Consider the following 23,559-nt stretch of genomic DNA (forward strand, 5'->3'; position numbering starts at 1 on the left):
GCCGTGAGCGAGGCCGGCGTCGGAGCCGGCGGACGGCTGCGCGGGGCGACCCGCCGCACCACCCACCGGCCCGGCCCGGTCAGCGGCGGCCGGCCCCGCCCAGTTGGCTGAACACCTCGCCGGCCAGGTCGGCGACGCTGTGGCCGCCGAGCATCTTCGCGATCGGTAGCAGCATGCCCAGGTCACGCTGGACCCGGGTACGGACCTCCACGGCCATCAGCGAGTCCAGGCCCTGCCGCTTGAGCGGACGCCGGGGGTGCACCTGCGCCGACGGCATGCCCAGCACCTCGGCGAGGACCCGGGCCAGGTAGCGCTCCACGGCGTCCCGGTCGGTCAGCGTGCCCGCCACCCCGGGCCCCACCCCCGCCGGCCCCACCGGTCCGGCACGCGTCTCCCCGGGGTCCGCAGGTGTGGCGTCGGTGACCGTGGCGACCGCGGCCACGGGTCGCGCCGGGGGCGGGGAGGCCGGCGGCGGCGACCCGGGTACGACGGGAGGCGGGGCGGTGGGGACGGCGGCAGGGGTGGGGGCGGCGGCGGGATCGGCGAGCAGCTCACGTAGCAGTGGCGAGGTCGCCGCGTCCGGGTGCGCGCCCGCCCACTGCCGCCAGTCCGCCGGCAGCACCACGCCGTGGGTGGCGTCGCGGGCCAGCAGCAGGCGCAGCGCCTCGATGCCCTCCCGGGGGCTGAACGTGTCCATTCCGGCCGGGTTGATCGCCCGGCCCTGCTCCCGCCCGACCCGCGCGGGCATGCCGACCGACCAGAAGCCCCAGTTCACGCTGAGCGCGGTCAGCCCGGCGAGCCGGCGCTGGTCGGCAAGCGAGTCCAGGGCGGCGTTCGCGGCCGCGTACGCCCCGAGCATCGGGGAGCTGAGCACCGCCGAGCCGGAGGAGAACAGCACGAAGAAGTCCAGCGGCTGCTCGGCGAAGAGCCGGTGCAGCACGGCCGCGCCGGTGACCTTCGGGCGCAGGACCGCCGACAGGGTCCGGTCGTCCAGTTCGGACAGGGCCCGGTACTCGACGACCCCGGCGGCGTGCACCACACCCCGGATCGCCACACCGTCCTGACCGTGCCGCTCCACGACCGTCCGCATCGCCTCCCCGTCGGCCACGTCGACCGCCTCGTACGCCACCCGCACCCCGTGCCGCCGCAGCTCCGCCAGCCAGTCCGCGCCGCCGGTCCCGGAAAGCGGGGTACGCCCGGTGAGCACGATGTGCCGGGCCCCCTCGCGGACCAGCCAGTCGGTGACCACCCGGCCGAGGTCGCCGAGCCCGCCGGTCACCAGGTAGCCGGCGGTCGGATCGATCCGGACCGGCCGGTGCGGGACCGGGGGTGCGGCGGGCCGGGGCGCGGACAGCTCCCCGACGGACACCAGCACCTTGCCGATGTGCCGGGCCTGGGCCATGTGCCGGAACGCGCCGACCAGGTCGGTCGCGGGGAAGACGCGGTGCGGCAGCGGTTCGAGCAGACCGGCCTGCACCAGGGCCAGGGCCTCCTCAAGGATCGCGCCGAGCCGGCGCGGTTCGTTGAGCCCGAGGTCCACCACGTCGACCACGAAGAACGAGGCCCCGCGCGCCAACAGCCGCAGGTCCAGCCGGGTGCCCTCGACCAGGTCACGCCGGCTCAGCTCGACGTAGCGCCCCCGGTCGGCCAGCAGCTCCACGCTGCGCAGCAGGCCCTCCCCCGCCTGCGTGTTGAGCACCACGTCGACGCCCTCGCCCCGGGTGGCGTCCCGGATCTCGTCGGCGAAGCCGGTGCTCCGCGAGTCGGACACGTGCGCGACGCCCATCATCCGCAGCAGCGCGCGCTTGTCCGGGCTGCCCGCCGTGGCGTACACCTCGGCACCGCGCCAGCGGGCCACCTGCACCGCGGCCAGGCCCACCCCGCCGGTGGCGTGGTGGATCAGCACCCGTTCGCCGGGCCGCACCTGCGCCAGGTGCACCAGCGAGTGGTACGCGGTGACCAGGGCCACCGGCACGGTGGCGGCCTCCTGCGGGGTGAGCCGGGCCGGCCGCCGGCGCACCAGGTGCGCGTCGACGCAGAGGTGGGCGGCGGCGGGTGAGCGCAGCGAGATCGCCACCACCTCGTCGCCGGGCCGCAGTCCGGCCACACCCGGCCCGACCCGGGTGACCGTGCCGGCGCACTCGCCGATCACGGTCGCGGGCTGGTCGGACAGGCGCGGATACAGGTCCATGGCGATCAGCACGTCACGGTAGTTGAGGGCGAGGTGGTCGGCGCGGACCTCCACCTCGCCCGGCCCCGGCGGCCGGCGCGGCACCGGCACCAGGCGCACCCCGTCGAGCAGGCCGGGCGAGGTGACCTGGAGCTGGTGGGTGACGTCGGCGTCGTCCGGCCGGGCGGTGGGCACGGGCAGCAGGCGTGCGGCGTACCGCTGGCCGTCGCGCAGCGCCACCTGGTCCTCCGGCCCGACGCCGGCCAGTTCCCGGTGCAACGCGGCGGCGAGGTCGGCCGGTGACCCCGCCGGGTCCAGGTCGACGAGCACGCAGCCCAGTTCCCGGTGCTCGTGGGCGACGACCCGGCCCAGGCCCCAGAGCGCGCCCTGCCACATCGACACGGTCCGGTCGGCGTCGCGCACCCGGTGCGCGCCCCGGGTCACCAGCGACAGCCGGGGCGGCTCGGGCAGGCCGGCGTCGGCGAGCGCCCGCAGCAGCCGCAGGGCGCTGCCGCAGCCGAGGCGTTCGGCGTCCTCGGCCGCCCGCTGTGCCGGCGTGGAGCTGTCGGGCTCGATGTCCAGCGTCCAGAGGTGCACCACCTCGGTCGGAGCGAGGCCGTCGAACCCGGCCCGGACGTCGGCGATCAGCCGCCGGTACTGCGCCGGCGCGGTCGGGTCGATCTCGTACCGGTCGGCCGCCAGCCGTTGGTACCCGCTACCCGGGAACACCCGTACGTCGGCGGGCAGCGCGGCGCCGACGCCGGACCGGTCGGCGAAGACCAGGCGGCGGCCGGCGGGCCGGTGCGCATCCGGCAGCGCCGGCAGCGGCTGCCAGCGCAGCTCGTGGAACCACCCGTCGGGGTCGCGCACCGAGTCCGGGGGTTGCAGGTACTGCAGGCGCAGGCCCTCGATCTCGACGATCACCCGGCCGTCGGCGTCGGACACCACGAGGTCGCCGCAGACCGAGTCGGACCGCCAGGCGGTGACCGCGACGGCGTGCGCCCAGCCGGGGACGCCCGGGTCGGGGTGGACCGTCACGGCGTCGATGCCGCCCAGCACGAACGCCGACGACCGGTCCCCGGCCGGGATCAGCGACGCGAGGACCTGCCCGCACGCGTCCAGCAGCGCCGGGTGGCAGGTGTACCCGGCCGGGTCGACCCCGGCGGGCACCTCGATGCGGCCCAGCGCCTGCCCGTCGCCCGTCCAGAGTTCCGCGATGCCCTGGAACGCGCCCTGCCACTCGTTGCCCCGGGCGGCGAACCGGCGGTAGAAGTCGACCCCGGTCAGGTGGTCCGGGCAGGCGGCGCGTGTCGCCTCCAGCGGCAGCCGACGCCGTCCGGGCGGCGGGGTACGGTTCACCGTCGCGGTGACGTGTGTCGTCTCCGCCCCGGTCACCGCCACGTCCCAGGTGTCGGGCCCGCGCGGGGTGAACGTCGTGGACAGTGCGGGCGGCGGCTGGTCCGGGCGCAGGAACAGCGCGTCGAGGTAGCGGATGTCGCGCAGCACGGGCGTCTGCCCGCCGCAGATCCCGGCGGCGGCGGTGTGCAGCAGCTCGACGTACGCGGTGCCCGGCACGACCACGGTGCCCTGCACCCGGTGGTCGAGCAGGTACGGCTCGCGGGCCGGGTCGACGACCCGGTCCACGCGGTGCCGGTCCGGTCGTCCGGCCGGGGTCGGGGCGAGCCAGTACCGCTGGCGCTGCCACGGGTAGGACGGGAGCCGCACGTAGCGGGGCGGGGGCCCGCCGACCACCCGGTGCCAGTCGACCGGGCAGCCGGCGCGGTGCAGGGCCGCGACGGTGTCGAGCAGGCTGGCCCGTTCCGGCTCGTCGCGGCGCAGGCAGCCGACGGCCGCGCCGTCGGTCCCGGTCGCCGCCAGTGTCTCCTGGATGGCCGGCAGCAGGATGGGGTGCGGGCTGATCTCGACGAACACCGTGTCGCCCGAGCCGGCGAGGTGTGCCACCGCGGCCCCGAACCGCACCGGTTCGCGCAGGTTGCGGATCCAGTAGGCGGCGTCCCACCCGGAACCGTCGCAGGGGGCGTCGTCCACGGTGGAGTAGAGCGGGACCCGACCCGCGCGGGGGGTGACGTCGCCGAGGTCGGCCAGCAGGTCGTCGCGGAGCTGGTCCATCTGCGGGCTGTGCGAGGCGACGTCGACCCGGACCTGCCGGCAGAACACGCCGCGTTCGTCGAGGCCCGCGACGATGGTGGCCAGCGCCTGCGGGTCGCCGGAGAGGACCGTCGAGGTGGGGCTGTTGCTGACCGCCACGGAGACGAGGTGCTCGTGGCCGGCCAGGGCGGCCTGCGCGTCGGCGGCGGACAGCTCCACCGAGTACATGACGCCCTGCCCGGCGACGGTGCGCAGCAGCCGGCTGCGCCGGCAGATGACCGCGCCGGCGTCGGCGAGGCTGAGCGCGCCCGCCGCGCCCGCCGCCGCCACCTCACCCATGCTGTGCCCGACCACGTGGTCGGGCTCGATGCCCCAGTCGCGCAGCACCGCGCAGAGCGCCGTCTGCATCGCCCACAGGGTCGGCTGGACGGTGTCGATGGACGCCGGGGTGTCCGTCTCCCCGGTCAGCCTGGCCAACAGCGACCAGCCGACCTCGGCGCGGATCACCTCGTCGCAGCGGGTGAGCGTGTCGCGGAAGACCGGTGAACGGGCCAGCAGTTCCCGGCCCATGCCGTCCCACTGCGAGCCCTGCCCGGGGAAGACGAAGACGACGACCGGCCGGTCGCCCTCCACCGGCGCGGACGCGGTGCCGCCCAGCCGGGGCCGGGACTCACCGGCGGCGTACGCCCGTAGCCGCTCGACCAGGTCGTCGGGCGACGTGCCGACCACGGTCAGCCGGTTCTCGTGGTGGTCCCGGCGGGTGGCCGCGCTGAAGCACACGTCGCGCAGCGGCAGTTCCCGTCCGCCGCCGCCCGGCGCGAGGAACCGCGCGTAGTCGGTGGCGAGGGCGGTGAGCGCCTCCCGGCCGGGTGCGGAGAGCACCAGGAGCTGCGCGGCCTCCCCGTCGGGCTCGGCGGCGGGTACGGGGGTCGGTGCGGGCCGGGGGTACTCGCCGAGCACCACGTGCGCGTTGGTGCCGGAGATGCCGAACGAGCTGACCCCGACCAGGCCCGGGCGGTCGGTCTGCGGCCAGGGGGTGCGCTCCCGCACCAGGCGCAGCCGCAGCCCCGCCCAGTCGACCGCGCCGGTCAGCTCGGCGGCGTGCAGGCTCGGCGGGATCTCCCGGTGCTGGAGCGCGAGCACCGCCTTGATGACGCCGGCCAGCCCGGCGGCGGCCTCGGTGTGGCCGATGTTCGTCTTGACCGAGCCGACCAGGCAGTCGGCTCGCCCGTCCCGGCCAGCGCCGGCCACCGCGCCGAGGGCGGCCAACTCCACCGGGTCACCGGCCGGAGTCCCGGTGCCGTGCGCCTCGACGTAGTCCACCAGCGCGGCGGGCACGCCCGCGTCGGCGTACGCCGCGCGCAGCGTCTCCTCCTGGCCGGGTCGGGAGGGCGTGAGCAGGTATCCGCCGGACTGGCCGTCGTTGCCGACCGCGGACCCGTAGATCACGGCGTGGATGGCGTCGCCGTCGGCCTCGGCGCGGTCCAGTGGTTTGAGCACCAGCACGGCCACCCCCTCGCTGCGGACGAAACCGTCGCCGTGGGCGCTGCCGAACTTGCACCGGCCGTCGGCAGCGAGCATCCGGGCCGCCGAGAACGGGATGGTCTCCTCGGGGGCGAGGACCAGGTTCACCCCGCCGGCCAGCGCCAGTTGGGTCTCCCCGTTGCGCACGCTCTGGTAGGCCAGGTGCAGCGCCGCCAGGCTGGAGGAGCAGGCGCAGTCCACCGCCATGCTGGGGCCACGCAGGTCGAAGGCGAAGGACACCCGCCCGGCCAGGAAGCTGCGCGCGCCGCCGGTCGCCGCGTGCAGGTCCAGCACCGACGCATCGCTCAGCAGGTGCCCGTACGCCGACGACATGCCGCCGACGTAGACGCCGGTGCGGGTGGTGGACAGCCGGTCGCGGGTCAGGCCGGCGTCGGCCAGCGCCTCGGCCGCGGTCTCCAGCAGCAGCCGCTGCTGGGGGTCCATCCGTTCCGCCTCGCGGGGCGCGACGCCGAAGTAGCCGGCGTCGAACTGGTCGATCTGGTCGAGGAAGCCGCCCCGGCGGCTGACGATCCGGTTCGGTGTGCCCGGTCGCGGGTCGTGGTAGGCGTCGATGTCGTACCGGCTGGCGGGCACGTCGGTGATCGCGTCACCGCCGTCGCTGAGCAGACGCCAGAACTGCGCCAACCCGTCCGCGCCGGGGAACCGGCAGCCGATGCCCACCACGGCGACCGGTGTCCCGCCCGGCGTCGCGGCCCGCGTGCGCGCCGACTCGTCCCGTCCGGTCATCCGCCCCGCCTCTCTCGGCGTCGTGTGCTGGCTGCGACCCGAGTCTTCCGGCCACCGCTTGGGAACGACTTGAGAAACCACGGACGCCGGTGGGCAGACCCGCTCGCCTTCCGGTCGGGACCACCGGCGCGGCGTCCCACCCGGCGGGGGCCGGCGGTGACCTCGTCCTTGAGAACGGCTCGACGACAGCTCTCGCGGGAGGCCGGGGACCGTGCCGTGGGTCGACAACGACGGTCGTGGATCGATAGTTTGGCAGCCGGTCCGTCCCGGCCCACAGGTCGGGCACCAGGGCGCATCCGGTGCGGTCCAACGGCACGAACCACCAGCACGATTGGACGCCGACCATGCGGGTCATCACCATCGCCACCGACCTCGACCACCCCTTCCTGCGGCGGCTGCTGGAGCCGTCCTGCGCGGCGGTGGGGCTCGGGCTGGTCGTCCTCCAGGGGCGGCAGAAGGGGTTCCGGCCACGGGACAAGCGGGCGCTGCTGACCGACTACCTCGCCCGGCACGTCGCACCGGACGAGCTGGTGCTGTTCACCGACGCGTACGACACCCTCCTGCTGCGCGGGGAGGAGCACATCCGCACCGCGTACGCGGGCTTCGCGCAGCGTGTCGTGTTCAGCGCCGAGCCGAACAGCTGGCCGATGGGCCCCGTCGGTCTCGCGTTGCACGAGGACCCGCCCGTCGGCCCGTACCCGTACCTCAACAGCGGCGGTTTCCTCGGGCCCGCCGGTGACATCCTCGCCCTGTGCGCGGCGTATCCGGACCCCCCGAGCGGGCGTTTCCCGCTGCTGAACCGGCTGCGGACGCACCAGGTCGACACGGACCGGTTGCACGGCACCAGCGACCAGTACTACTGGACCCTCGTCCAGCTCCTCGAACCGGACACCGTCGGGCTCGACCACGGGGCGGTCCTGTTCGAGAACTTCGCGCCGAGGGTCGGCAACTTCTGCGAGCTGAACCGCTGGACGGACGACTTCCGCACCCACGGCAGGCAGTCGGCCAGCTACCGGCGGGAACGCTCCCGGCTCCTGTCGCGGCTGCGCTCGCCCAGCGGGGCGGCCCAGGTGCACTTCGCCTCCGCCCTGGCCAAGACGGTGGTCCTCGACCTGCTCGACGAGGGTCTGCTGCCCTCCTGGCTGGTGGGGATGGTGCCACGGTGACCGGTCGACCGGAGTACGAGCAGCGCCACCGTCCGTCGCTGCAACGCAACGAGCTCCAGCGCAACGACCTGCTGGCGATGCAGGCGCTGGCCCCGCTGTCGCTGACGTACCTGCCGTGGAGCGCGAGCGCCATGCGCCCGAGCGGGGTGGTCGCGGTGCTCAACGAGATCATGGTGAACCGGCGGCGGTGCGTCGTCGAACTGGGCGGCGGGGTCTCCACCTTCTATCTCGGCCGGCTGCTGCGGCGGCGCGGCGGGCACCTGTGGACCGTGGAGCACGACGGGCGCTGGGCGGAGCTGCTCGGTCAGGAACTGGCCGACGAGGGCCTGGCCGACGTGGTGACCGTGGTGCACGCCCCCCTGACGCCGGTGCCGGCGTCGTGGCCGGGCGAGGAGCCGACCTGGTACGCGCAGGAGCGGCTACGGGAGATGACGGCGGGCCGGCCCGTCGACCTGCTCCTCGTGGACGGGCCGCCCGCCCACCGGGCCGGGTACGCGCACGCCCGGTATCCCGCCGGTCCCTTCTTCGCGCCGCTGCTCGCCGAGGACTTCGCCGTCGTGCTCGACGACATCGACCGGCAGGGTGAACAGGACATCATGCGGTGCTGGGAGGAGGAGCTGGGGGTGACGTTCGAGCACCGCCTGACCAGCGGCCGGATCGGCATCGGCCGGCCCGGCCCCGCGTTCACGGTGTGAGCCGGGCCGGTGCCCCGGCGGCGGGTCCGGTGCGGGTGGTTAGCATCGCCGGGTGATCGAGGAGCTGGTCAGGCAGGTGGCCGTCGACGGGGACGACGACGCGGTCGAGGAGTTGTCGCTGATCGCGGACACCGATCCGGGGCGGCTGACGCCGTACCTCGGCACACTGCTCGACCGGGACGTGGTGTGGCCGGGGAAGCTGTACCGGGCGGCGGACGCCGACGTGGTCCGTCGGGTCGTCGAACGGGTCGACGGCGGCGACGCGCCCGGGCAGCTCAACCAATTGCTTGTCGTCCTGGCGCACGTCGCCCACCCGATGGCCGAGAGCGCCCTGCGCCGCTGGTCGGCACAGCCGCCGGCCGGCGCGGACGCGCTGCACGTCGACATCCTGGACTACGCGCGTAAGGGTGGCTGGACGGTCGACCCGCAGGGGCACCGGCGGGACCTGTGCGGTGACACCGCGTACGAGTGGATCATGCGGGAGGCACCGCGCGGGCCGGCCGGGGCGCGCTGCCCGTGGTGCGCGTCGCCGCTGTGGACGGCGGCGGACCTCGACCCGGCGGAGCCCGCCGTCGGTGCCGCGCTGGCGCACACCGGCTGGTCCGGCCGCCTGGTGATCGAGACGTGTCACTTCTGTTCCTGCTACACGACGCTGTACAGCCGGGTCACGCCGACCGGGGACACGGCCTGGTGGAGCGGGAACACCCGCCCGGATCACCTCGGCTCCACCGAGGCGGAGGACCCGCCCGCGTCGCTGCCGGTGACCGGTGCGCCGCGGCAGAGCCCCTACCAGGCCAGCGCGTGGGAGCAGGGCGGCTCGACGCTGGGTGGCCGGCCCGACTGGATCCAGGACGCCGACCACCCCGACTGTCCCGGGTGCCGGCAGCCGATGGACTACGTCGGTCTGGTCGGCGGCGCCGACCTGGACGAGTACGGCGAGGGCGCGTACTACCTGCACCTGCACCGGCCGTGCGGGTTCGCCGCCGTCAACTACCAGCAGAGCTGACGGCGGGCGCGAGCGTCGACGCGCACCACTGCCGGAACGTGGTTCCGCCGCCCCCGCCGGGCGCGGGCGGGTAGACGCCGGCGTCCTGCGCGCGGGCCATCTCGACCATGGCGTCGACGACCGCCGGGCTGGCTCCGGCCGCCGTGTACCGGGCGCGGTGGTCGTCGAACGTGGCCCGGTGGTAGGTGACCGGCCGGCCGAGCGTCTCGGTGATGATCTGCGCCATCTCGCGGGGCGTGTGGTCGACGGGCTGCCGGACGGGGACGCCGGCCTGGCCGGTCCAGGTGCGGTCGGTGAGCAGTGCCGTGGCCGCGTCGGCGATGTCGACCGTGGCGACGGCGGGCAGCGGCGCGTCGGGGTCGAAGGGGAGCACGAACCTGCCCCCGTCGCGGATCAGGTCGACCTGGCGCAGCAGGTTCTCCATGAAGAACGGTGGCTGCAACGAGCGGTAGGCGGCGTCGCTGGCCTCGATGGCCGAGTCCATCGCCCAGGCCGCCGCGAGCAGCCCGGAGGGGCCGGTGAAGCCGCGGCCGAGCGAGGAGACCGCGACGACCCGGGGTACGCCGTGGGCCCGGACGGCGGCCCCGATCGGGCGGGCGAAGCCGAGGTAGTGCCCGGTCACGTCCGGGGCGGTGTGGTCCGGCGGCACGAGCACGAACAGCGCCTCGGCGTCGGCCAGCGCGGTGTCGAGCACGGCGGGGTCGGCGTGGGAGCCCGCGACCACCTCGGCGTCCGCACGCAGGTGCTCGGGCAGGCGGGCGGGGTCGCGGGCGACGAGGCGCAGTGGCGTACCGGTGGCGTGCAGGCGGGCGGCCACGGCGGCACCGATGGTGCCGGTGGGTGTGGTGACGACGATCATGACGCCCATCGTCACGCGGTGGGCGTGGTGCGGAGAAGGACCGGTTCGGGCGCGATCATTACCCTGGGGGCATGAATCCCGTGGAGTCGAGGGCGCTGCGCTACTTCGTGGCCGTCGACGAGGAACTCAACTTCACCCGGGCGGCCCGCCGGATCGGCATCGCCGCACCGGCGCTGTCCAGGGCGGTCGCCGGGCTGGAGGCGGACCTCGGCGTACGGCTGTTCGCGCGCACCACCCGCAGCGTCGGCCTCACCGAGGTGGGCGCGCTGCTCCCGGCGCTGGTCGCGCTCGACGCCGCCACCCTCCGGGCCCGACGGGCGGCCGGGGTGACGGACGGCAGGCTGGTGCTCGCGGTGAAGGCCGACGTCGAGGCGGGGCTGCTGGAGGACGTACTCGCGGCGTACGCCGCCGAACCGGCGGCGGTGCCGGTCGAGGTCGTGTTCACCGGCTGGCGGGAACAGCCCCGGCTGCTGCGCGCGGGCGAGGCCGACGTGGCGATCGTCGTCGAGCCGCTCGACACCGACGGGCTGGACGTCGAGCCGCTGCTGCGGGAGCCGCAACTGCTGGCGCTGCCGGCCGGTCACCCGCTCGCCGGGTCGCCCCGGCTGCGGCTGGCCGACATCGAGGCGGACCACCGGCCGGCGGTTCCCGGCGCGTACGTCTACGTACGGCACGGGGAGCAGCTGCCGCCGTTCGGGGACATGGTGCAGATGCTGCGGCAGATCGAACTCGGACGGATGGTCGCGCTGTTTCCGGCCTCGGTGGCCGCGCGCAACGCCCGGCCGCAGTTGACGTGGCGGCCGGTCGACGACGCGCCGGAGGCCGCCTTCGCGGTGGCCTGGCCGCAGCATTCGCATTCGCTGGCGGTGGCGGCGTTCGTCCGGATCGCCACCGCCGTCGCCGCCGACCGCCCGGCCGACATCGGCGCGCTCCGATCGGCCGGCGTGACCGGCCCCGAACAGGTGAGGGTTGTCCGTTAACCGGCTCAGTCAGCTGCGGGACGACGCCTCTCACCAGCTCCCACCTATTGTCGGACCGTCGTCGATCCCATCATCCGAAATGGCCGGACGGAGCAGTCGTGCCCAAGCAACAGGGATTCGTGACGGTGCCCACGATGCTGGAAAAGCAGCAGGGACCGTCGTGCTGGTTGTACGTCGTCGAGGCGCTCGCCGCCGCCCGCGCGGGCGGGACCGGGCGGACGACCCGCTATCTGAAAATCATCATGACGTCGTATCCGAGCGAGGATCAGTTGACCGAGGCGATGATCGGGAAACTGTCGTCGGCGCAACGGCGTACCGTCGCATTGCAATTGGTCGCGGACAATCTCGACCGGCTGGTCCGCCGCCTGACCGAGTGGCAGCAGGGCGAGGGTGGGCGACGGGCCGGCGGTGTGCTGACCCGGGAGCTGCTGGAGCGGTACGTCACCGCGACCGTCGGGTCGCTGCGCTCGCTCGACCATCTGACGCCCCGCGACGCGGCCGGGACGACGTACGACGTCGGCCATCTGATCGACAGCTACCGACAGGCGCAGGCCCGGGCGGGGACGTTGGCCCGGCTCGCCGCCGCCGGGGGTCGCGACGAGGTCCACGCCCTGTTGAACAGCGCGGGCGCGATGCTCTGGTCGGCGCAGGACGCCGCCGACGCGGACGCGGCGCTGATCGCGCAGAGCTGGCCGAGCTACGGTGCCGTCCGGAAGCGGTTCAAGGAGCTGAGCCCGGCGCCCGGCCAGGTGCTGGGTCCGGGTCTCCCCGCTCGCCCAGGTGCTCGACTGATCCCCCGGGGCGGCCACCCCCGCCGGTGCCGGGCGGGGGTGGCCGCCCGTCCGGCGTACCGGACGGGTGCGGTGACCTCGCGTCGGCCCACCGGCCAGCGGCGGGCCGGCCGGTCGCCGGATGCGCCTCAGCCCGGAATCCAGGCCCGGAAGTACCAGCCGTTGTACTGGCTGTCGGGCAGGGTGCGGTAGACGCAGTTGCTGCTCACCTCGCCCCAGTAGCTGGCGTCGATGCGGTACTGCTCGCAGATGTCGTACGTGGCGAAGGCGCCGTTCCAGTCGAACGGCACGGCGGCGGCCGGGGCCGGCTGGACGGTGAAGCTGACGGCGGCCGCCGCGGTGGCGACCACCGCGAGCCGGGTGAGCCGGCGGCGCATCGACAGGGGCATGGGGGTCCTTCCGCAGGGGTGACGGGGCTGTGACCGATCGTAGATCCACAGTGGCCGATCGTTGATCCACCGTTCGGGCAGGCCCCGGGAGGCCGGCGCGGGGCGGCCGGGCCGCCCCGCGCCGGAAGGTGCTAGTCGTGGACGCCGACGTGGAAGTTGAAGACCGCGCCGTTGCGGGTGAGGGCGAGGTTCCACTTCCCGCCGTTCTTCAGCACCACCGGGTTGGAGGTCGGATACCGCTGGAGGAACCAGTCCTCCAACCGCTGCGCCTCCGCGGCGGAGAGCACCCCGACCTGCCCGATCGCCGCCGCGTGGTGCGGCTCCGGGTTGCAGCCGGCGTTGAACCGGTAGCTGGAGTCGCGGTTCCACCGGCCGCTGCCGAGCATCGTGACCGTCACCGGGCCGGAGTGGTGGAACTCCAACTGCGGGACCGCGGGGTCGGCGACGACCACGTCGGGGGGCGTTTCCAGGGACGGGAACGGCACTGCCACCGTCTCGATGACGGCCTGTGATGCCCAGTTGAAATCGACCTCGAACGGCATGCCCATCCTCCTGACCGGGTGTCCCGTCCGCCGGCCTGTCGCGACGGCACGTCGACGTGAACCATCATGGGTCGGACCCGGCGTCACACGGCGGGCACTGTCCGTGCCCGGACACTGCCGACCAACCGACAGCGCCCGGCGCGGACCCGCCGGCCGCCGTCAGCAGGCGGCGCGCTGGCCGGAGTAGTGGACGCCGATCCGGCCGACCACGGTCAGGTCGGTCAGGGCGGCGCCGGCGGCCCGGCTGACGTAGCAGGAGTAGCGGTGCTGGTTGATCACCTCAAGGTGGATGTGCGCGCCGCTGTCCCCGTTGACCTGGTAGCAGCTGGAGTACCGGAACCGGCCGGTCTCGCCGAGCTTGGTCCACGGGCCGACCGAGGCACCGACGACCACACCGCCGGGCTTGTTGTTCACGTGCATCACGTCCGCCCGGCCGACGACCCCGCCGGTCGTGGTGTCCCGGGCCTCCAGCCCGATCCGGTAGCCGCCGTCGGCGAGGTTGCCGGTCGCGCAGCCCGGTCGGACGGTGACGACGGTGACCGCGACCGGGTGCCCGGCTGCGGTCTTGGTGCCGAAGGGGGAGACGACGGTGGCCCCCGGGTTGCGGTAGATGTCGACCGCCCAGTCGTTGGTGTAGCCCCAGTTGCCGAACACGATGTGGTGGCTGGCCGGCCCGGACTCGCCGAACCTGTTCCAGGTGGACGAGTCCTGGATCGGCGGGTAGACCGCGATCGGGTCGGCGGTCTCGTGCGCGGCGGCCGGGGTCGCCGGCACGGCGACGGCTCCCAGTACGAGCGTGAGTGCGCCGAGCGTACGGGTGATGCGGAACCTCATCGTGCCTCCGAAGGGTGTGCGGAGTGGAACGAAACCACCTCGCCGATCGACGAGAGTGGATGAGGATACCGTCTGTGGCGGGACGCCGGCAGGTGCCGGCACCGGGTCCGTGGTGGGTCGGCACGGGTCGCCCGGCTCAGGGGGTGAGGGTCTCCCACAGGTGCGGATGCCGGGTCAGGTGCAGCAGCCGTTCCGCCAGTCGTCGGTGGGCGGGGGTGTGCGTCGGGGCACCCCACAGGGGCGCGGTGCTCATGCCGTCCGCCGCCGCCACCACGAGCGCCAGCACGTCGGCGGGCAGCCCGTCGGCGGCGAGGGCCGCCTCCAGCCGTTCCGCGTCGGCGCGGGCGAGTTCGGCGACCGCGGGCACCGTCATGAGCTGGGTGACCAGCGCCAGCGAGGCGCGTACGGCGGCGTCGTCGTCGGCGGGCGCGACCGACGCGCGCAGGTAGGCCCGGGTCAGCCGTCCCGGTGCGGTGTCGGCGGGGTCCAGCGCGGCGTCGATGCCGGCGTGGAAGGCGGCGAGCTGGTCGCGGGCCAGTTCCAGGATCAGTTCGTCCTTGCTGGCGAAGTGGTAGATCAGCCCGCCCTTGGACACGCCGGCGAAGCGGGCGATGTCGTCCAGCGAGGCGTGGATCCCCCGGGCGCGGACGGCATCAGCGGCGGCGTCCAGCAGGGCACGTCGGGTGTCCTGCGGCGACCGGCCGGCTGTGCGTCCCACGGCGACACCGTACCTACGGCCGTGGTGGGCGCGGTGAGGGGATGAGCACCCAGGCCAGCACCGCCGCGCCGAGGGTCAGCGCCGCGGCGAGCGACGAGGTGACCTGGACGCCGGTGATGAACGCGTCCCGGGCACCGGCCACGGCCTGCGGCGGCAGCACCTGCAACGCCGAGCCCAGCGAGTCACGGACCCGGGCCGCGTCGGCGGCCGGCAGCCCGGCCGGCACGTTCACCGCGTGCCGGTAGACCAGCGACAACAGGGAGCCGAGCACCGCGATGCCCAGCACCACGCCGAGTTCGTTGGCGGTCTCGGTGATCGCCGAGACGGAACCGGCCTTGCGCGGCGGCGCGGCCGAGATGATGGCGTCGCCGGTCAGCGTCATCGCCAGCCCGATGCCGAGACCGATGGGCACGAGCGCCAGACCGAGCCACAGGTACGGCGCGTGCGCGGCCGCCGCCACCGCGGCCAGCCCGGCGGCGGCCAGGCCCAGGCCGAGCGCGATGGCCCGGCCCCGGCCGAGCCGGGCCACGACCGACGCGATGATCACCACGACGACGATCGAGGCCAGGGTCGCGGGCAACTCGGCCAGGCCCGCCTGCAACGGGCCGAACCCCCGGGCGAACTGGAGGTACTGGGAGAAGAAGAACAGCATGCCGACCAGCGCGAAGATCGCGATGACGTTGGCGACGACCGCCCCGAGGAACGCCGGGTTGCCGAACAGTTCGACGTCGAGCATGGGCTGTTCCAGCCGCCGCTGCCGCCGCACGAACAGCACGCCCGCGGTCAGGCCGACCAGCAGGCAGGACACCGTCACGCCGTCGACGCCGGCCCCGACCACGTGCTTGACCGCGTACACCAGCGGCACGACCGCCGCCATGGACAGCACCGCGGAGAGCACGTCGAAGCGGCCCGGTCGGGGGTCCCGGGACTCCGGGAGCAGCAGCAGTCCGGAGGTCACCACCAGGACCATCACCGGGACGTTGATGAGGAACACCGAGCCCCACCAGAAGTGCTCCAGCAGGAACCCGCCGACGAGTGGACCGACCGCCGACCCGGCGCCGAAGGCCGTGGACCAGATGGCGATCGCCCGGGTCCGTTCGCCGCTGTCGGTGAAGATGTTGCGGATCAGCGACAGGGTGGACGGCATCAGCGTCGCGCCGGCCACCCCGAGCAGCAGGCGGGCCCCGATCAGCGCCGGCGCGCTGGGGGCGAACGCGGCCAGCAGCGAGGCCGCGCCGAACGCCACCGAACCGATCAGCAGGACCCGCTTACGCCCGAACCGGTCGGCCAGGTTGCCCATCAGCACCAGCAGCCCCGCCAGGGTCAGCGAGTAGACGTCACCGATCCAGAGGACCTGCTCGGCGGTCGGGGCCAGGCTCGCGGTGAGCGCCGGCACCGCCAGCGAGAGCACCGTCCCGTCGACGGCGAGCAGCAGCACCGCCGCGGCCAGGACGGCCAGCGCCGCCCAGCGGCGGCGGGTGGACAGCACCGGAGCGGCGACCGGGGTCGCGGACGTGAGCACGCCGAAACTGTACCGACCAGCCGGTACAGTTCGTCAGGGTGACGTGCCGCACCCCTTGCCGCCCGCCGCAGGAGCGTCCCGGGGGTGCGGGGACCGGTCGGATGGCAGGGTGGGCACATGGACAGCGGACACGTCGACGACTGGCTCGTCGCCTACGAGCGGGCCTGGCGGACACCGGGTACGGACACCCTGGTCACGCTCTTCACCGAGGACGCCAGCTACCAGCAGGGGCCCTACCTGACCCCCGTGGTGGGCCTGCCGGCCATCGCCCGGATGTGGGAGGAACAGCGCGACGGCCCCGACGAGGTCTTCCGGATGACCAGCTCGGTCGTCGCGGTCGACGGCGACACCGCCGTGTCCCGCCACGAGGTCCACTACGGCGACCCGGTCACGCAGGAGTACCGCGACCTGTGGGTGATGCGCTTCGCCGACGACGGGCGGTGCCGGTCGTTCGAGGAATGGCCGTTCTGGCCGGACCGGCAGCCACCCGGGGTGCCGCAACCGTGACCGGGACCGCCACGCCCCGGGCCGGTCAGGCCCGCGACCGGAACGGGGCCAGGGTGGCGCGGATCGTCCCGGCGGCGCCCCAGTCGTCGTCGAACTGGGCCAGCACCGCCAGGTGCTGCCGCAGCTGGATGATCGGCATGCGGGCCCGCCAGTCGCCGTCGAGGCCGGTCAGCTCGGCATAGACGGCGAAGAACCGGCTCGACTCCGGTGGGGCCGCCGTGGTCCACAGGTGCGCCAGGTCCACCTCGGGCCACAGGTACGACACCGCCGGATCGATAAGCGCCGCCCGCCCCGCCCCGTCGGACAGCACGTTCTGCGACCACAGGTCACCGTGGGTCAGGCAGGCCGGCCGGACCGGCAGCAGCTCGGGCAGCCGGGCACACAGCCGTTCCACCGCGGTCCGGTCGGCGGCGTCGAGCGCGGCCCGGACCCTCGGCTCGGGCAGCCACCGCAGCAGGCGGTGCTCGGCGAAGAAGGCGAAGCCGTCGTCGGCCCAGGTGTTGACCTGCCGGCGACGTCCCAACCAGTTGTCCCGGTGCCAGCCGAAACGGGGATGGACGGTGCTGGTGTGCAGGTGGGCCAGTGCGTGCGCGAACCCCTCCCAGAACGCCCCGTCGGACGGCCTCGGCGACAGCAGCGACAGCACGAGCACCTCCCGGCTCGCCACGACCACGTCGGGGGTGGCCAGCCCGCCGAGTTCCCGCAGGGCCGTCAGACCCTCGGCCTCCGCGCCGAAGGCGTCGCCGTCGGGCGCTTCGGCGAAGGTCTTGACGAAGACCGGCGGCGCGTCCCGGCGGTGGGCGATCCCGGCGAGCGCGGCGAGACCACCGCTCACCGGCTCGACGGCGACGACGTCACCGATCCCGGCCCGCACCAACCGTTCGGTGAGCAGTTGCGTCGCCCCGGTCACCCGCCGGTGCCCTCCTCCGCGCCGTCGTGCTGGTCGCCCTCCAGGTAGACGTGCTGGTGGCCGTGGCCGGCATCGACGTTGACCTGGTCGAGTTGGGTGGCGGCGACGGACCAGGCGGCGGCGGCCTGGTCCGCCTGCCGTTTCGCCAGTGCCGTCAACGCGGCCCGTTGCGCGGGCGGCCCGGTGACCGCGAGGAGGTACGACTCGACGGCCAGCGACGTCTGCTCCACGGCGCCGCGCAGGCCGCCGCGCGCCACATTGGTCGCCGTGGTGCCCGACGGCGGGTTGGCGAACGGCTCCGCCGCCCGCCGCAGGGTCTGCTGCCACTCGCGTGCCTGGCGCGCGTCGGCCGCCGGCTCGGCCCGCAGGGCGTCGAGCACGGGGGCGATCTCCTCGCGGAGGCGTCGGGCGGTGGCCGTCAGCTCGGTGATCTGCTGGGTGTCCCGCTTCGCCTCGGCCCGACGCAGGTCGGCGACGGTCGACTCGGTGGCGTCCGGTCGACCGACCGCGTACCCGATGCCGCCGCCGACGAGGGCGACGACGAGCCCGATCGCGGCGACGACGGCGAGCCAGGACAGACGGCGACGGCGGGGTGGCGACGCGGACAGCAGATACGAGGGCCTACCGGTACGACGCGACACGTCATCTCCCTGCTCGACGGAGCCTGGTCGCAGCATAGTGCCGCCCCGGCAGCCGACGGGTAGGGCGAATGTCGCGGGCGTCGACCGTTCGTGCCGGTCGGCCCCGCCCGGGTCCCCGGCGCGTCAACCGATCTGCCGCCGCCGAGGCGCTGCGGTCACCGCAGCGCCACCACGGCGTCGGTGTGCCCGTGGCGGCGCAGCACGGTCCCCGGTGCCGGGTCGTGGCGCAGCAGCGTGTGCCGGACGAGTTCGGTGCCGGCGGCGAGATCGTCGAAGACCGCGATGTCCAGGCTGACGGCGTGGGTGACGTAGCCGCCGGAGGCGTCCCTGCGCATGCTGCTGCCGCTCTGCCGGGCGTGGCCCAGGCCCCGGTCGCGCAGTGCCCGGTCGAGGTCGCGGGTCACGGTGGTGGCGTACCCACGCGGATCCGGCCGTCCGCCGATCTCCAGGTGCAGGCTCAGCCGGTAGCGGCGGGCCCCGCGCAGGGCGCTCGGACCGAACCACCGTGCGACGAGGGCACCCTGCGCCGCGCCGGTGACCGTTTCGAGGATCCAGCAGACCACGGCGGGGTGCACGGGTTCGGCGAGTCCACGCAGGACCACCGGATGCCCGCCACCGGCGGCGGCGAGCGTCCGGCCGGCCAGCGCGGCCAGGCCCAGGTCGCGGTCGGCGACGGCACGAGCCGGCAGGTCACCGAGAGTCTCCCGCGCCGGCCCGGGTACGGCGTCGGCGACGGTACGCCCGGCGGCGACGAGCAGCTCCCGCCACGCGTCGAACGGGAACTCCGACCGCGGGCCGCGCAGGCTGTAGAGCATGAAGTCGCCGGCCTGGTCCTCGTCCTGCTCGACGGTCCAGTTCCCGGCGTCGTCGCGCCGCCAGGTGACGCCCCTGCCACGCCCGTCGCACCGGTACAGCCAGGAGCGGACCGTCGGCCGGTAGCCGGCGTCGGCGGGGCCGGTCCCGAAGGCGGCGGCCAGCAACGGGGTGACCGCGTCGATGTCGTCGTGCTCGCCGAGCAGCACGAACCGGCCGGCCAGCGCCAGCAACGGGCCGGGATGCGGCAGGTCCGGGTCCCGCAACGCGACGGCCCGCGCGATCAGGTCCAGTTCGTCCCAGCGCAGGGCGTGCGGGAAGGGGTGCGCGTCGTCGTCCCAGCCCAGCGGCAGCGGCTCGGTCACGCCGGGCGGGCACACACCGAGGTTCACCATGCCGAGATCGATGTCGATCTCCAGGACGAGCGTGTGGCCGCCGCCGACGTCCGCCGTCACCGTCCACCCGGGATGATCCGCCCAGCGCTCGTCGTCGTCATCACCGTCGTCGCCGTCGGGGCGGTCGTAGGCCGACCAGAACGAGGGGTCTTTCAGCAGGTCACGCAGGTCCGCGACGAGAGGCACGCCGGGCATCGTACCCAGTCGCCCCGGCACACCACCGGGTGCAGGGTCCACGACGGCGAGGGCGGGACAGGGGACCTCCACACCCGGTCACCGGTCACCGGCGGCCGGGTCGACCACCCGTACGCCGGGCCAGCGTGCCGCCGGGCGGTGACGGGCGAGCCGACGTCGGGACACCTGCGGGGCGGCCCGGGTCGGGTTGTGCCGCCACACCCCGTCGAGCAGGTCGTCCAGGCCGTACGGCGCGCAGACCGCGATCCGGTCGTCGGCGTGCCGGCGTACCGCGACGGCGGTGGCGTACTCGGGCCAGGTGGCGACCGCCTCGGCGATCGTCCGCAGCGGGGCCACCGGGTCACCGCCGAACTTCGCCGGGTACCAGGTGTGCACGGCGGCCTGGTTCTTCGCCTCCCACGGCGGCTGCGGCCAGGCCGTCACCAGTCGCGCGGTGGCCCGGTCGTCGTTGGCGCGGGTCAGGTCCGTCGGGTCGAGGAAGACCACGTCGACGTCCCGTACCGACGACGGGTCGAAGCCGTCGCCGTACCGTTCGCCCCAGACGAGGTCCCGCACGACCCCCGCCCCGATCCACGCGTCCGGCAGGCCGGTGTCCCGGACCACCGCCAGCGCCCGCATCAGCCACCCGTTGGCCCGGACCAGGTCCCGCAGCTCGTCCTCCCGCACCGGGCCAGCCTAGGGGCAGGCGCCGACCTGGTGCGGCGGCTGCGGCGGCTGGCCGGTGACGCCACCCTGCCGCGCGGTGTCCGGGTGCGGCCGGGCCTGCTGCTGGCCTACCTGGTGATCCCGGTCGACCTGATCCCGGATTTCGTCCCGGTGCTCGGGTACGCCGACGACGCGGTCATCGTGGTCGCGGTGCTGCGTTCGGTGGTCCGCAGGGCGGGTGTCGGGGCGGTGCGTCGGCACTGGCCGGGCACGGAGGACGGTTTCGTCGCCCTGTGCCGGCTGACCGGCGTCCGGTACGCCGGCAGCGACCGCACGGCGGGGCGGTGACGCCGGACCGATGTGCCGGCCGTCCCCCGGTGGCGCTGCCACCGCCGCCCCGACGGCCTGCCCATGTCGGCCCGTGTCCCGGGCTTGCATGGGGCAGGAGGGGTGGTGGTCAGTCCAGGTAGTTCTCGGGACCGCCGGCGCGGATGGTGTCCAGGGTGACGCAGTGGAAGCCGCCGCCGAGCAGTTGCGCGTGGCGCAGCCGGTGTGGCAGTACGGTGATTCCGCGCCGTTCGAGCGCGGCGATCAGTTCCGGTTGGTCGGCGTCGACGATCGCGTGTTCCTCGTCGACCATCAGCAGGTTCATGCTGATCCAGTGTTCGCTGAGGGTGGGCGGTCCCGCTGCGGGTCGACGCAGCGGAGGGCACCACAGCACGTCCCAGCCCCGTAGCGGGTCCGGTATCCCGTCCGGTGTGATCCGGCCCGGGTTGAGCAGCACCAGCCCGGGACGCAGCAGGGCGATCGTGCTGTCGATATGGGTATAGCCGTAGATCCCGCGTAGCGGATGGACCCGGATGTCGCCCAGCAGCCGGACGACTGATTCCAGCCAACGCAGACCGAGTTCGTTGCCGCTGCGCGACACCTGGTAGAACAGGTCGCGACCGAGGCGGAGCACGTTGGCGGCGTCGAAGACCGGCTCGCTGTCCCCCAGGTCCGGCAGGCCGTCCGGGTCGACCAGATACAGCTCGTCGGTCAGTCGTGGGCGGGGCGCGGCCAGCCAGGTGGCGCCACGCCGCAGGTAGTCCTGGAAGAGCGGACGCAGCCCGAACAGTTCGAAGTACCGGGACCGCATCGGGCTGGCGGTCTCGATGATGGTGGAGCCCACCACCAGGGTGAGGTCACGTGGGCAGTAGGAGGTGAAGCCGGCGCTGCGCCAGTGCGGCGAGGCGAATTCGACGCGGTGGTCGATGACGTCGGGTCGGTGGACGGTGACGCCCAGCCCGCGCAGGCTGGTGCACAGCACGGCCAGGTCCTCGTTGGTCTCCTCGATGACCTGCGCCGGCATCTCGCCCACCGCGATTCTGCCCAGTTCGGCCCGGGTCAATTGGGGAAAGCAGCTCAGCCATGCAGACGGGTCGTCCTGCTGCGGGAGTCGGGCGTGGGTGGCGTTCCCGACGATGATCTCGCGCAGCGCGGTGAACTCGTCCCACGAGTTGACCGCGGGCGCACCGAACGCCGTGGGGAGGGACGGGGCCGGCGTGGTGACGGTCCGTTCTGCGGTCACGGTCAGTATCCTGTCCTGTCGTCGGTGCGGGATTCCTCCGTCGGTACCAGGAAGCTGCGCTCGAAGGTGAGGACCACCTCGCCGGTGGCCTTGCGCCCGGTGGTTCGGCAGCTCACGATGCCCTCGCCCGGCCGGCTCGCGGAGAGCCGTTTGCCGGTCACCTCGCTCTCGGCGTAGAGGGTGTCGCCGACGAAGACCGGGTGGGGCAGGTGGATCCGTTCCCAGCCGAGGTTCGCGGTGGTCCGGCCGCTGGTGCTGCGGGCGGTCATCCCGCCGACGATGCTCAGGGTCACCAGGCTGGAGACCAGTGGCCGGCCCCACCGCCCCGCCGCGGCGTACGCCGCGTCGATGTGCAGTGGTGCGGCGTTCATGCTCAACATGCTCATCAGCACGTTGTCCATCTCGGTCACGGTGCGGCCGGGACGGTGCTCGATCACCGTGCCGACGACGATCTCGTCGTAGTAGAAGCCGACCTGCTCGCGGTAACGGTTCTCCCCCACCATCCGGAAGCCGGTCGGGCCGGTGCGGTCCGTCTCCGGCCGCCCCTGCGGGTCAGGCCGCATCGGTCAGCTCCCGCACATGGCCGGCGAAGGTGGCCAGGACCTCCCGGTCGATATCCGCACGGATCATGATCCGCAGCCCGGCCTGTCCCTGCGGCACGATCGGAAAGAACACCGCAGAGCTGTAGAAGCCGCGCCGGTACAGCTCGGCGGAGAGCTGGACCGCGCGGTCGGCGTCGCCGACGGTGATGCGGCGTACGGGTAGGCCGTTGCCGGCGAACGGGGTGGGCAGCAGTTCGTCGAAGTAGGCGACGTTCTCGTGCAGCCGACGCTGCAACCGGCCCAGCTCCGGTGAACGGTGGATGGCGGCGCTCGCCAGCGAGGCTCCTACCAGGGGCAGGGCCACGTTCTGCGACCAGCCCACCGGTCCGGCGTGCCGGGCCAGGAAGTCGTGCATCGCCGGATCGCCGAGCATCGCCACACCGCCGCCGGTGCCAAAGCCCTTGCCCAGGCTGGTGACGATAACGGTGAGCGGGTTCATGGTCAGACGGGACCGCACGAATCCCTCCCCACGCTCACCCATGAGCGACAACGAGTGCGAGTCGTCGATGAACAGGAACAGTCCGTACCGGTCCTGGAGTTCCAGCAGGCCGTCCAGGGCGGCGGCGCCCCCCATCGAGTAGGCGCCGTCGGCGACGTAGGCCACCCGGGGGTAGCGTCGGCAGACGTCCTCCAGATAGTCGAGGTCGTTGTGGTCACAGGTGAGGACCAGGCTCTCCTCGGCGCAGATCGGCTTGACGTACGACATGCAGAAGTGGCAGAAGCGGTCGAAGACCATCACCCGGGGACCGCCGGACGCGAGGTGCCCGGAGGCGACCAGGGGCAGGATGCCGGCGGTGAGCGCGCTACAGGTGGTGCCCGGGATCACCCGGGCGCCGAAGAGATCGCCCAGTTCCTCCTCCAGCCGGGTCAGCAACTGGTGCCGGATACGGGTGGTGGAGGTGACCAGCCAGGTGGCACCCGCCTCACGCAGCGCCGATATCGCGCCCTCGATCACCGCTGGGTGGTGGTTGAGCCCCAGGTACGCGCAGGAACACATGTTGACGAATTCGTGGCCGGTCGCCCCGTCGACGAGCCGGTTGTTCGCGTCGCCTGAGGGTGTGTCGACGCTGATCCCGGTCAGGCCGTGGTCGGCCGCCGCCTGCCAGACCGGGTCGGCGGTGCGGATCATCTTCTCGGCGTTGCGGTAGCGGTGCGGTCCGACGACGCTCTGATGCTCTTCGGTGCTCGTCACTTGCCTCTCCCTGCCGATGGGCTGACGGCTGCTGTCG

21 protein-coding genes are annotated in these 23,559 nt (G+C 74.0%); 7 read left to right on the plus strand and 14 right to left on the minus strand.

The window, feature by feature from the left end; all coding sequences use genetic code 11:
• Positions 1–79 precede the first annotated feature (79 nt).
• Complete coding sequence (locus tag FJK98_RS20915) at positions 80–6,550, minus strand: type I polyketide synthase (protein WP_145920545.1); 6,471 nt, start codon at positions 6,548–6,550, stop codon at positions 80–82.
• A gap of 344 nt (positions 6,551–6,894) precedes the next feature.
• On the opposite strand from FJK98_RS20915, the gene FJK98_RS20920 reads away from it, so the two are divergent.
• Genes FJK98_RS20920 through FJK98_RS20930 form a run of 3 tightly spaced genes read left to right on the plus strand, consistent with a single transcriptional unit; the run spans position 6,895 to position 9,417 of the window.
• The gene (locus FJK98_RS20920) at positions 6,895–7,716 is read left to right on the plus strand and encodes a glycosyltransferase domain-containing protein (RefSeq protein WP_145920546.1); all 822 of its coding nucleotides are present in this window, start codon (positions 6,895–6,897) and stop codon (positions 7,714–7,716) included.
• Complete coding sequence (locus FJK98_RS20925; protein ID WP_205789080.1) at positions 7,713–8,411, plus strand: class I SAM-dependent methyltransferase; 699 nt, start codon at positions 7,713–7,715, stop codon at positions 8,409–8,411. Before FJK98_RS20920 ends, FJK98_RS20925 begins: the two co-directional genes overlap by 4 nt.
• A 52-nt stretch (positions 8,412–8,463) precedes the next feature.
• Positions 8,464–9,417, plus strand: a complete 954-nt coding sequence (locus FJK98_RS20930) for a hypothetical protein (protein WP_145920547.1) — start codon at positions 8,464–8,466, stop codon at positions 9,415–9,417.
• On the opposite strand, the gene FJK98_RS20935 is transcribed toward FJK98_RS20930, so the two are convergent.
• Positions 9,398–10,276, minus strand: a complete 879-nt coding sequence (locus tag FJK98_RS20935) for an NAD(P)H-binding protein (RefSeq protein WP_145920548.1) — start codon at positions 10,274–10,276, stop codon at positions 9,398–9,400. The genes FJK98_RS20930 and FJK98_RS20935 overlap by 20 nt on opposite strands.
• A gap of 71 nt (positions 10,277–10,347) precedes the next feature.
• On the opposite strand from FJK98_RS20935, the gene FJK98_RS20940 reads away from it, so the two are divergent.
• Positions 10,348–11,256, plus strand: a complete 909-nt coding sequence (locus FJK98_RS20940) for a LysR family transcriptional regulator (RefSeq protein ID WP_240762209.1) — start codon at positions 10,348–10,350, stop codon at positions 11,254–11,256.
• Positions 11,257–11,354: 98 nt separating this feature from the next.
• Positions 11,355–12,239, plus strand: coding sequence for a hypothetical protein (locus FJK98_RS20945; RefSeq protein ID WP_145920549.1), 885 nt, complete (start codon positions 11,355–11,357; stop codon positions 12,237–12,239).
• Here FJK98_RS20945 and FJK98_RS20950 read toward each other — a convergent pair.
• The 5 genes from FJK98_RS20950 to FJK98_RS20970 form a co-directional block, all read right to left on the minus strand.
• Complete coding sequence (locus FJK98_RS20950) at positions 12,176–12,436, minus strand: hypothetical protein (RefSeq protein ID WP_145920550.1); 261 nt, start codon at positions 12,434–12,436, stop codon at positions 12,176–12,178. The two genes, FJK98_RS20945 and FJK98_RS20950, sit on opposite strands and share 64 nt — an antisense overlap.
• Positions 12,437–12,567: 131 nt before the next feature.
• Positions 12,568–12,978: a hypothetical protein gene (locus tag FJK98_RS20955; RefSeq protein WP_145920551.1), complete on the minus strand. Its 411-nt coding sequence runs from the start codon at positions 12,976–12,978 to the stop codon at positions 12,568–12,570.
• Positions 12,979–13,137: 159 nt separating this feature from the next.
• Complete coding sequence (locus tag FJK98_RS20960; protein WP_205789082.1) at positions 13,138–13,812, minus strand: hypothetical protein; 675 nt, start codon at positions 13,810–13,812, stop codon at positions 13,138–13,140.
• Between the two features lie 136 nt (positions 13,813–13,948).
• Positions 13,949–14,530, minus strand: a complete 582-nt coding sequence (locus tag FJK98_RS20965; protein ID WP_145920552.1) for a TetR/AcrR family transcriptional regulator — start codon at positions 14,528–14,530, stop codon at positions 13,949–13,951.
• A 13-nt stretch (positions 14,531–14,543) separates the two neighbouring features.
• Positions 14,544–16,052: an MFS transporter gene (locus FJK98_RS20970; RefSeq protein ID WP_145920553.1), complete on the minus strand. Its 1,509-nt coding sequence runs from the start codon at positions 16,050–16,052 to the stop codon at positions 14,544–14,546.
• A 117-nt stretch (positions 16,053–16,169) separates the two neighbouring features.
• Between FJK98_RS20970 and FJK98_RS20975 the strand changes: the two genes are divergently transcribed.
• The gene (locus tag FJK98_RS20975; RefSeq protein WP_145920554.1) at positions 16,170–16,559 is read left to right on the plus strand and encodes a nuclear transport factor 2 family protein; all 390 of its coding nucleotides are present in this window, start codon (positions 16,170–16,172) and stop codon (positions 16,557–16,559) included.
• A 25-nt stretch (positions 16,560–16,584) separates the two neighbouring features.
• Here FJK98_RS20975 and FJK98_RS20980 read toward each other — a convergent pair whose 3' ends face one another.
• The 4 genes from FJK98_RS20980 to FJK98_RS20995 all read right to left on the minus strand — a co-directional run bounded on the left by FJK98_RS20980 (position 16,585) and on the right by FJK98_RS20995 (position 20,179).
• Entirely contained in the window at positions 16,585–17,469 is an 885-nt protein-coding gene (locus FJK98_RS20980) for a fructosamine kinase family protein (protein WP_145920555.1), read from the minus strand.
• Positions 17,466–18,110: a hypothetical protein gene (locus FJK98_RS20985; RefSeq protein WP_145920556.1), complete on the minus strand. Its 645-nt coding sequence runs from the start codon at positions 18,108–18,110 to the stop codon at positions 17,466–17,468. Before FJK98_RS20985 ends, FJK98_RS20980 begins: the two co-directional genes overlap by 4 nt.
• A 155-nt stretch (positions 18,111–18,265) precedes the next feature.
• Positions 18,266–19,504: a hypothetical protein gene (locus FJK98_RS20990; protein ID WP_145920557.1), complete on the minus strand. Its 1,239-nt coding sequence runs from the start codon at positions 19,502–19,504 to the stop codon at positions 18,266–18,268.
• Between the two features lie 87 nt (positions 19,505–19,591).
• Positions 19,592–20,179 carry a nucleotidyltransferase family protein gene (locus tag FJK98_RS20995; RefSeq protein WP_145920558.1) on the minus strand — a complete coding sequence of 196 codons (588 nt, stop codon included), beginning with the start codon at positions 20,177–20,179 and terminating at the stop codon, positions 19,592–19,594.
• A gap of 30 nt (positions 20,180–20,209) precedes the next feature.
• Here FJK98_RS20995 and FJK98_RS21000 point away from each other — a divergent pair, with 30 nt between their 5' ends.
• Positions 20,210–20,506, plus strand: coding sequence for a YkvA family protein (locus FJK98_RS21000; protein WP_205789084.1), 297 nt, complete (start codon positions 20,210–20,212; stop codon positions 20,504–20,506).
• Between the two features lie 109 nt (positions 20,507–20,615).
• Here the strand turns inward: FJK98_RS21000 and FJK98_RS21005 are convergent, their stop codons facing one another.
• From FJK98_RS21005 to FJK98_RS21015, 3 genes are read right to left on the minus strand one after another with little or no spacing between them, the layout of a single operon-like run.
• A complete protein-coding gene (locus FJK98_RS21005; protein ID WP_145920559.1) occupies positions 20,616–21,728 on the minus strand; it encodes a scyllo-inosamine-4-phosphate amidinotransferase in 1,113 nt (370 codons plus the stop codon).
• Between the two features lie 2 nt (positions 21,729–21,730).
• Positions 21,731–22,291 carry a MaoC family dehydratase gene (locus FJK98_RS21010; protein ID WP_145920560.1) on the minus strand — a complete coding sequence of 187 codons (561 nt, stop codon included), beginning with the start codon at positions 22,289–22,291 and terminating at the stop codon, positions 21,731–21,733.
• Positions 22,281–23,522: an aminotransferase class I/II-fold pyridoxal phosphate-dependent enzyme gene (locus tag FJK98_RS21015; protein ID WP_145920561.1), complete on the minus strand. Its 1,242-nt coding sequence runs from the start codon at positions 23,520–23,522 to the stop codon at positions 22,281–22,283. Before FJK98_RS21015 ends, FJK98_RS21010 begins: the two co-directional genes overlap by 11 nt.
• Positions 23,523–23,559 lie beyond the last annotated feature (37 nt).

The sequence above is a fragment of the Micromonospora sp. HM134 genome (assembly GCF_007833915.1).
In the GTDB taxonomy this organism is placed as follows: Bacteria; Actinomycetota; Actinomycetes; order Mycobacteriales; family Micromonosporaceae; genus Micromonospora; species Micromonospora wenchangensis.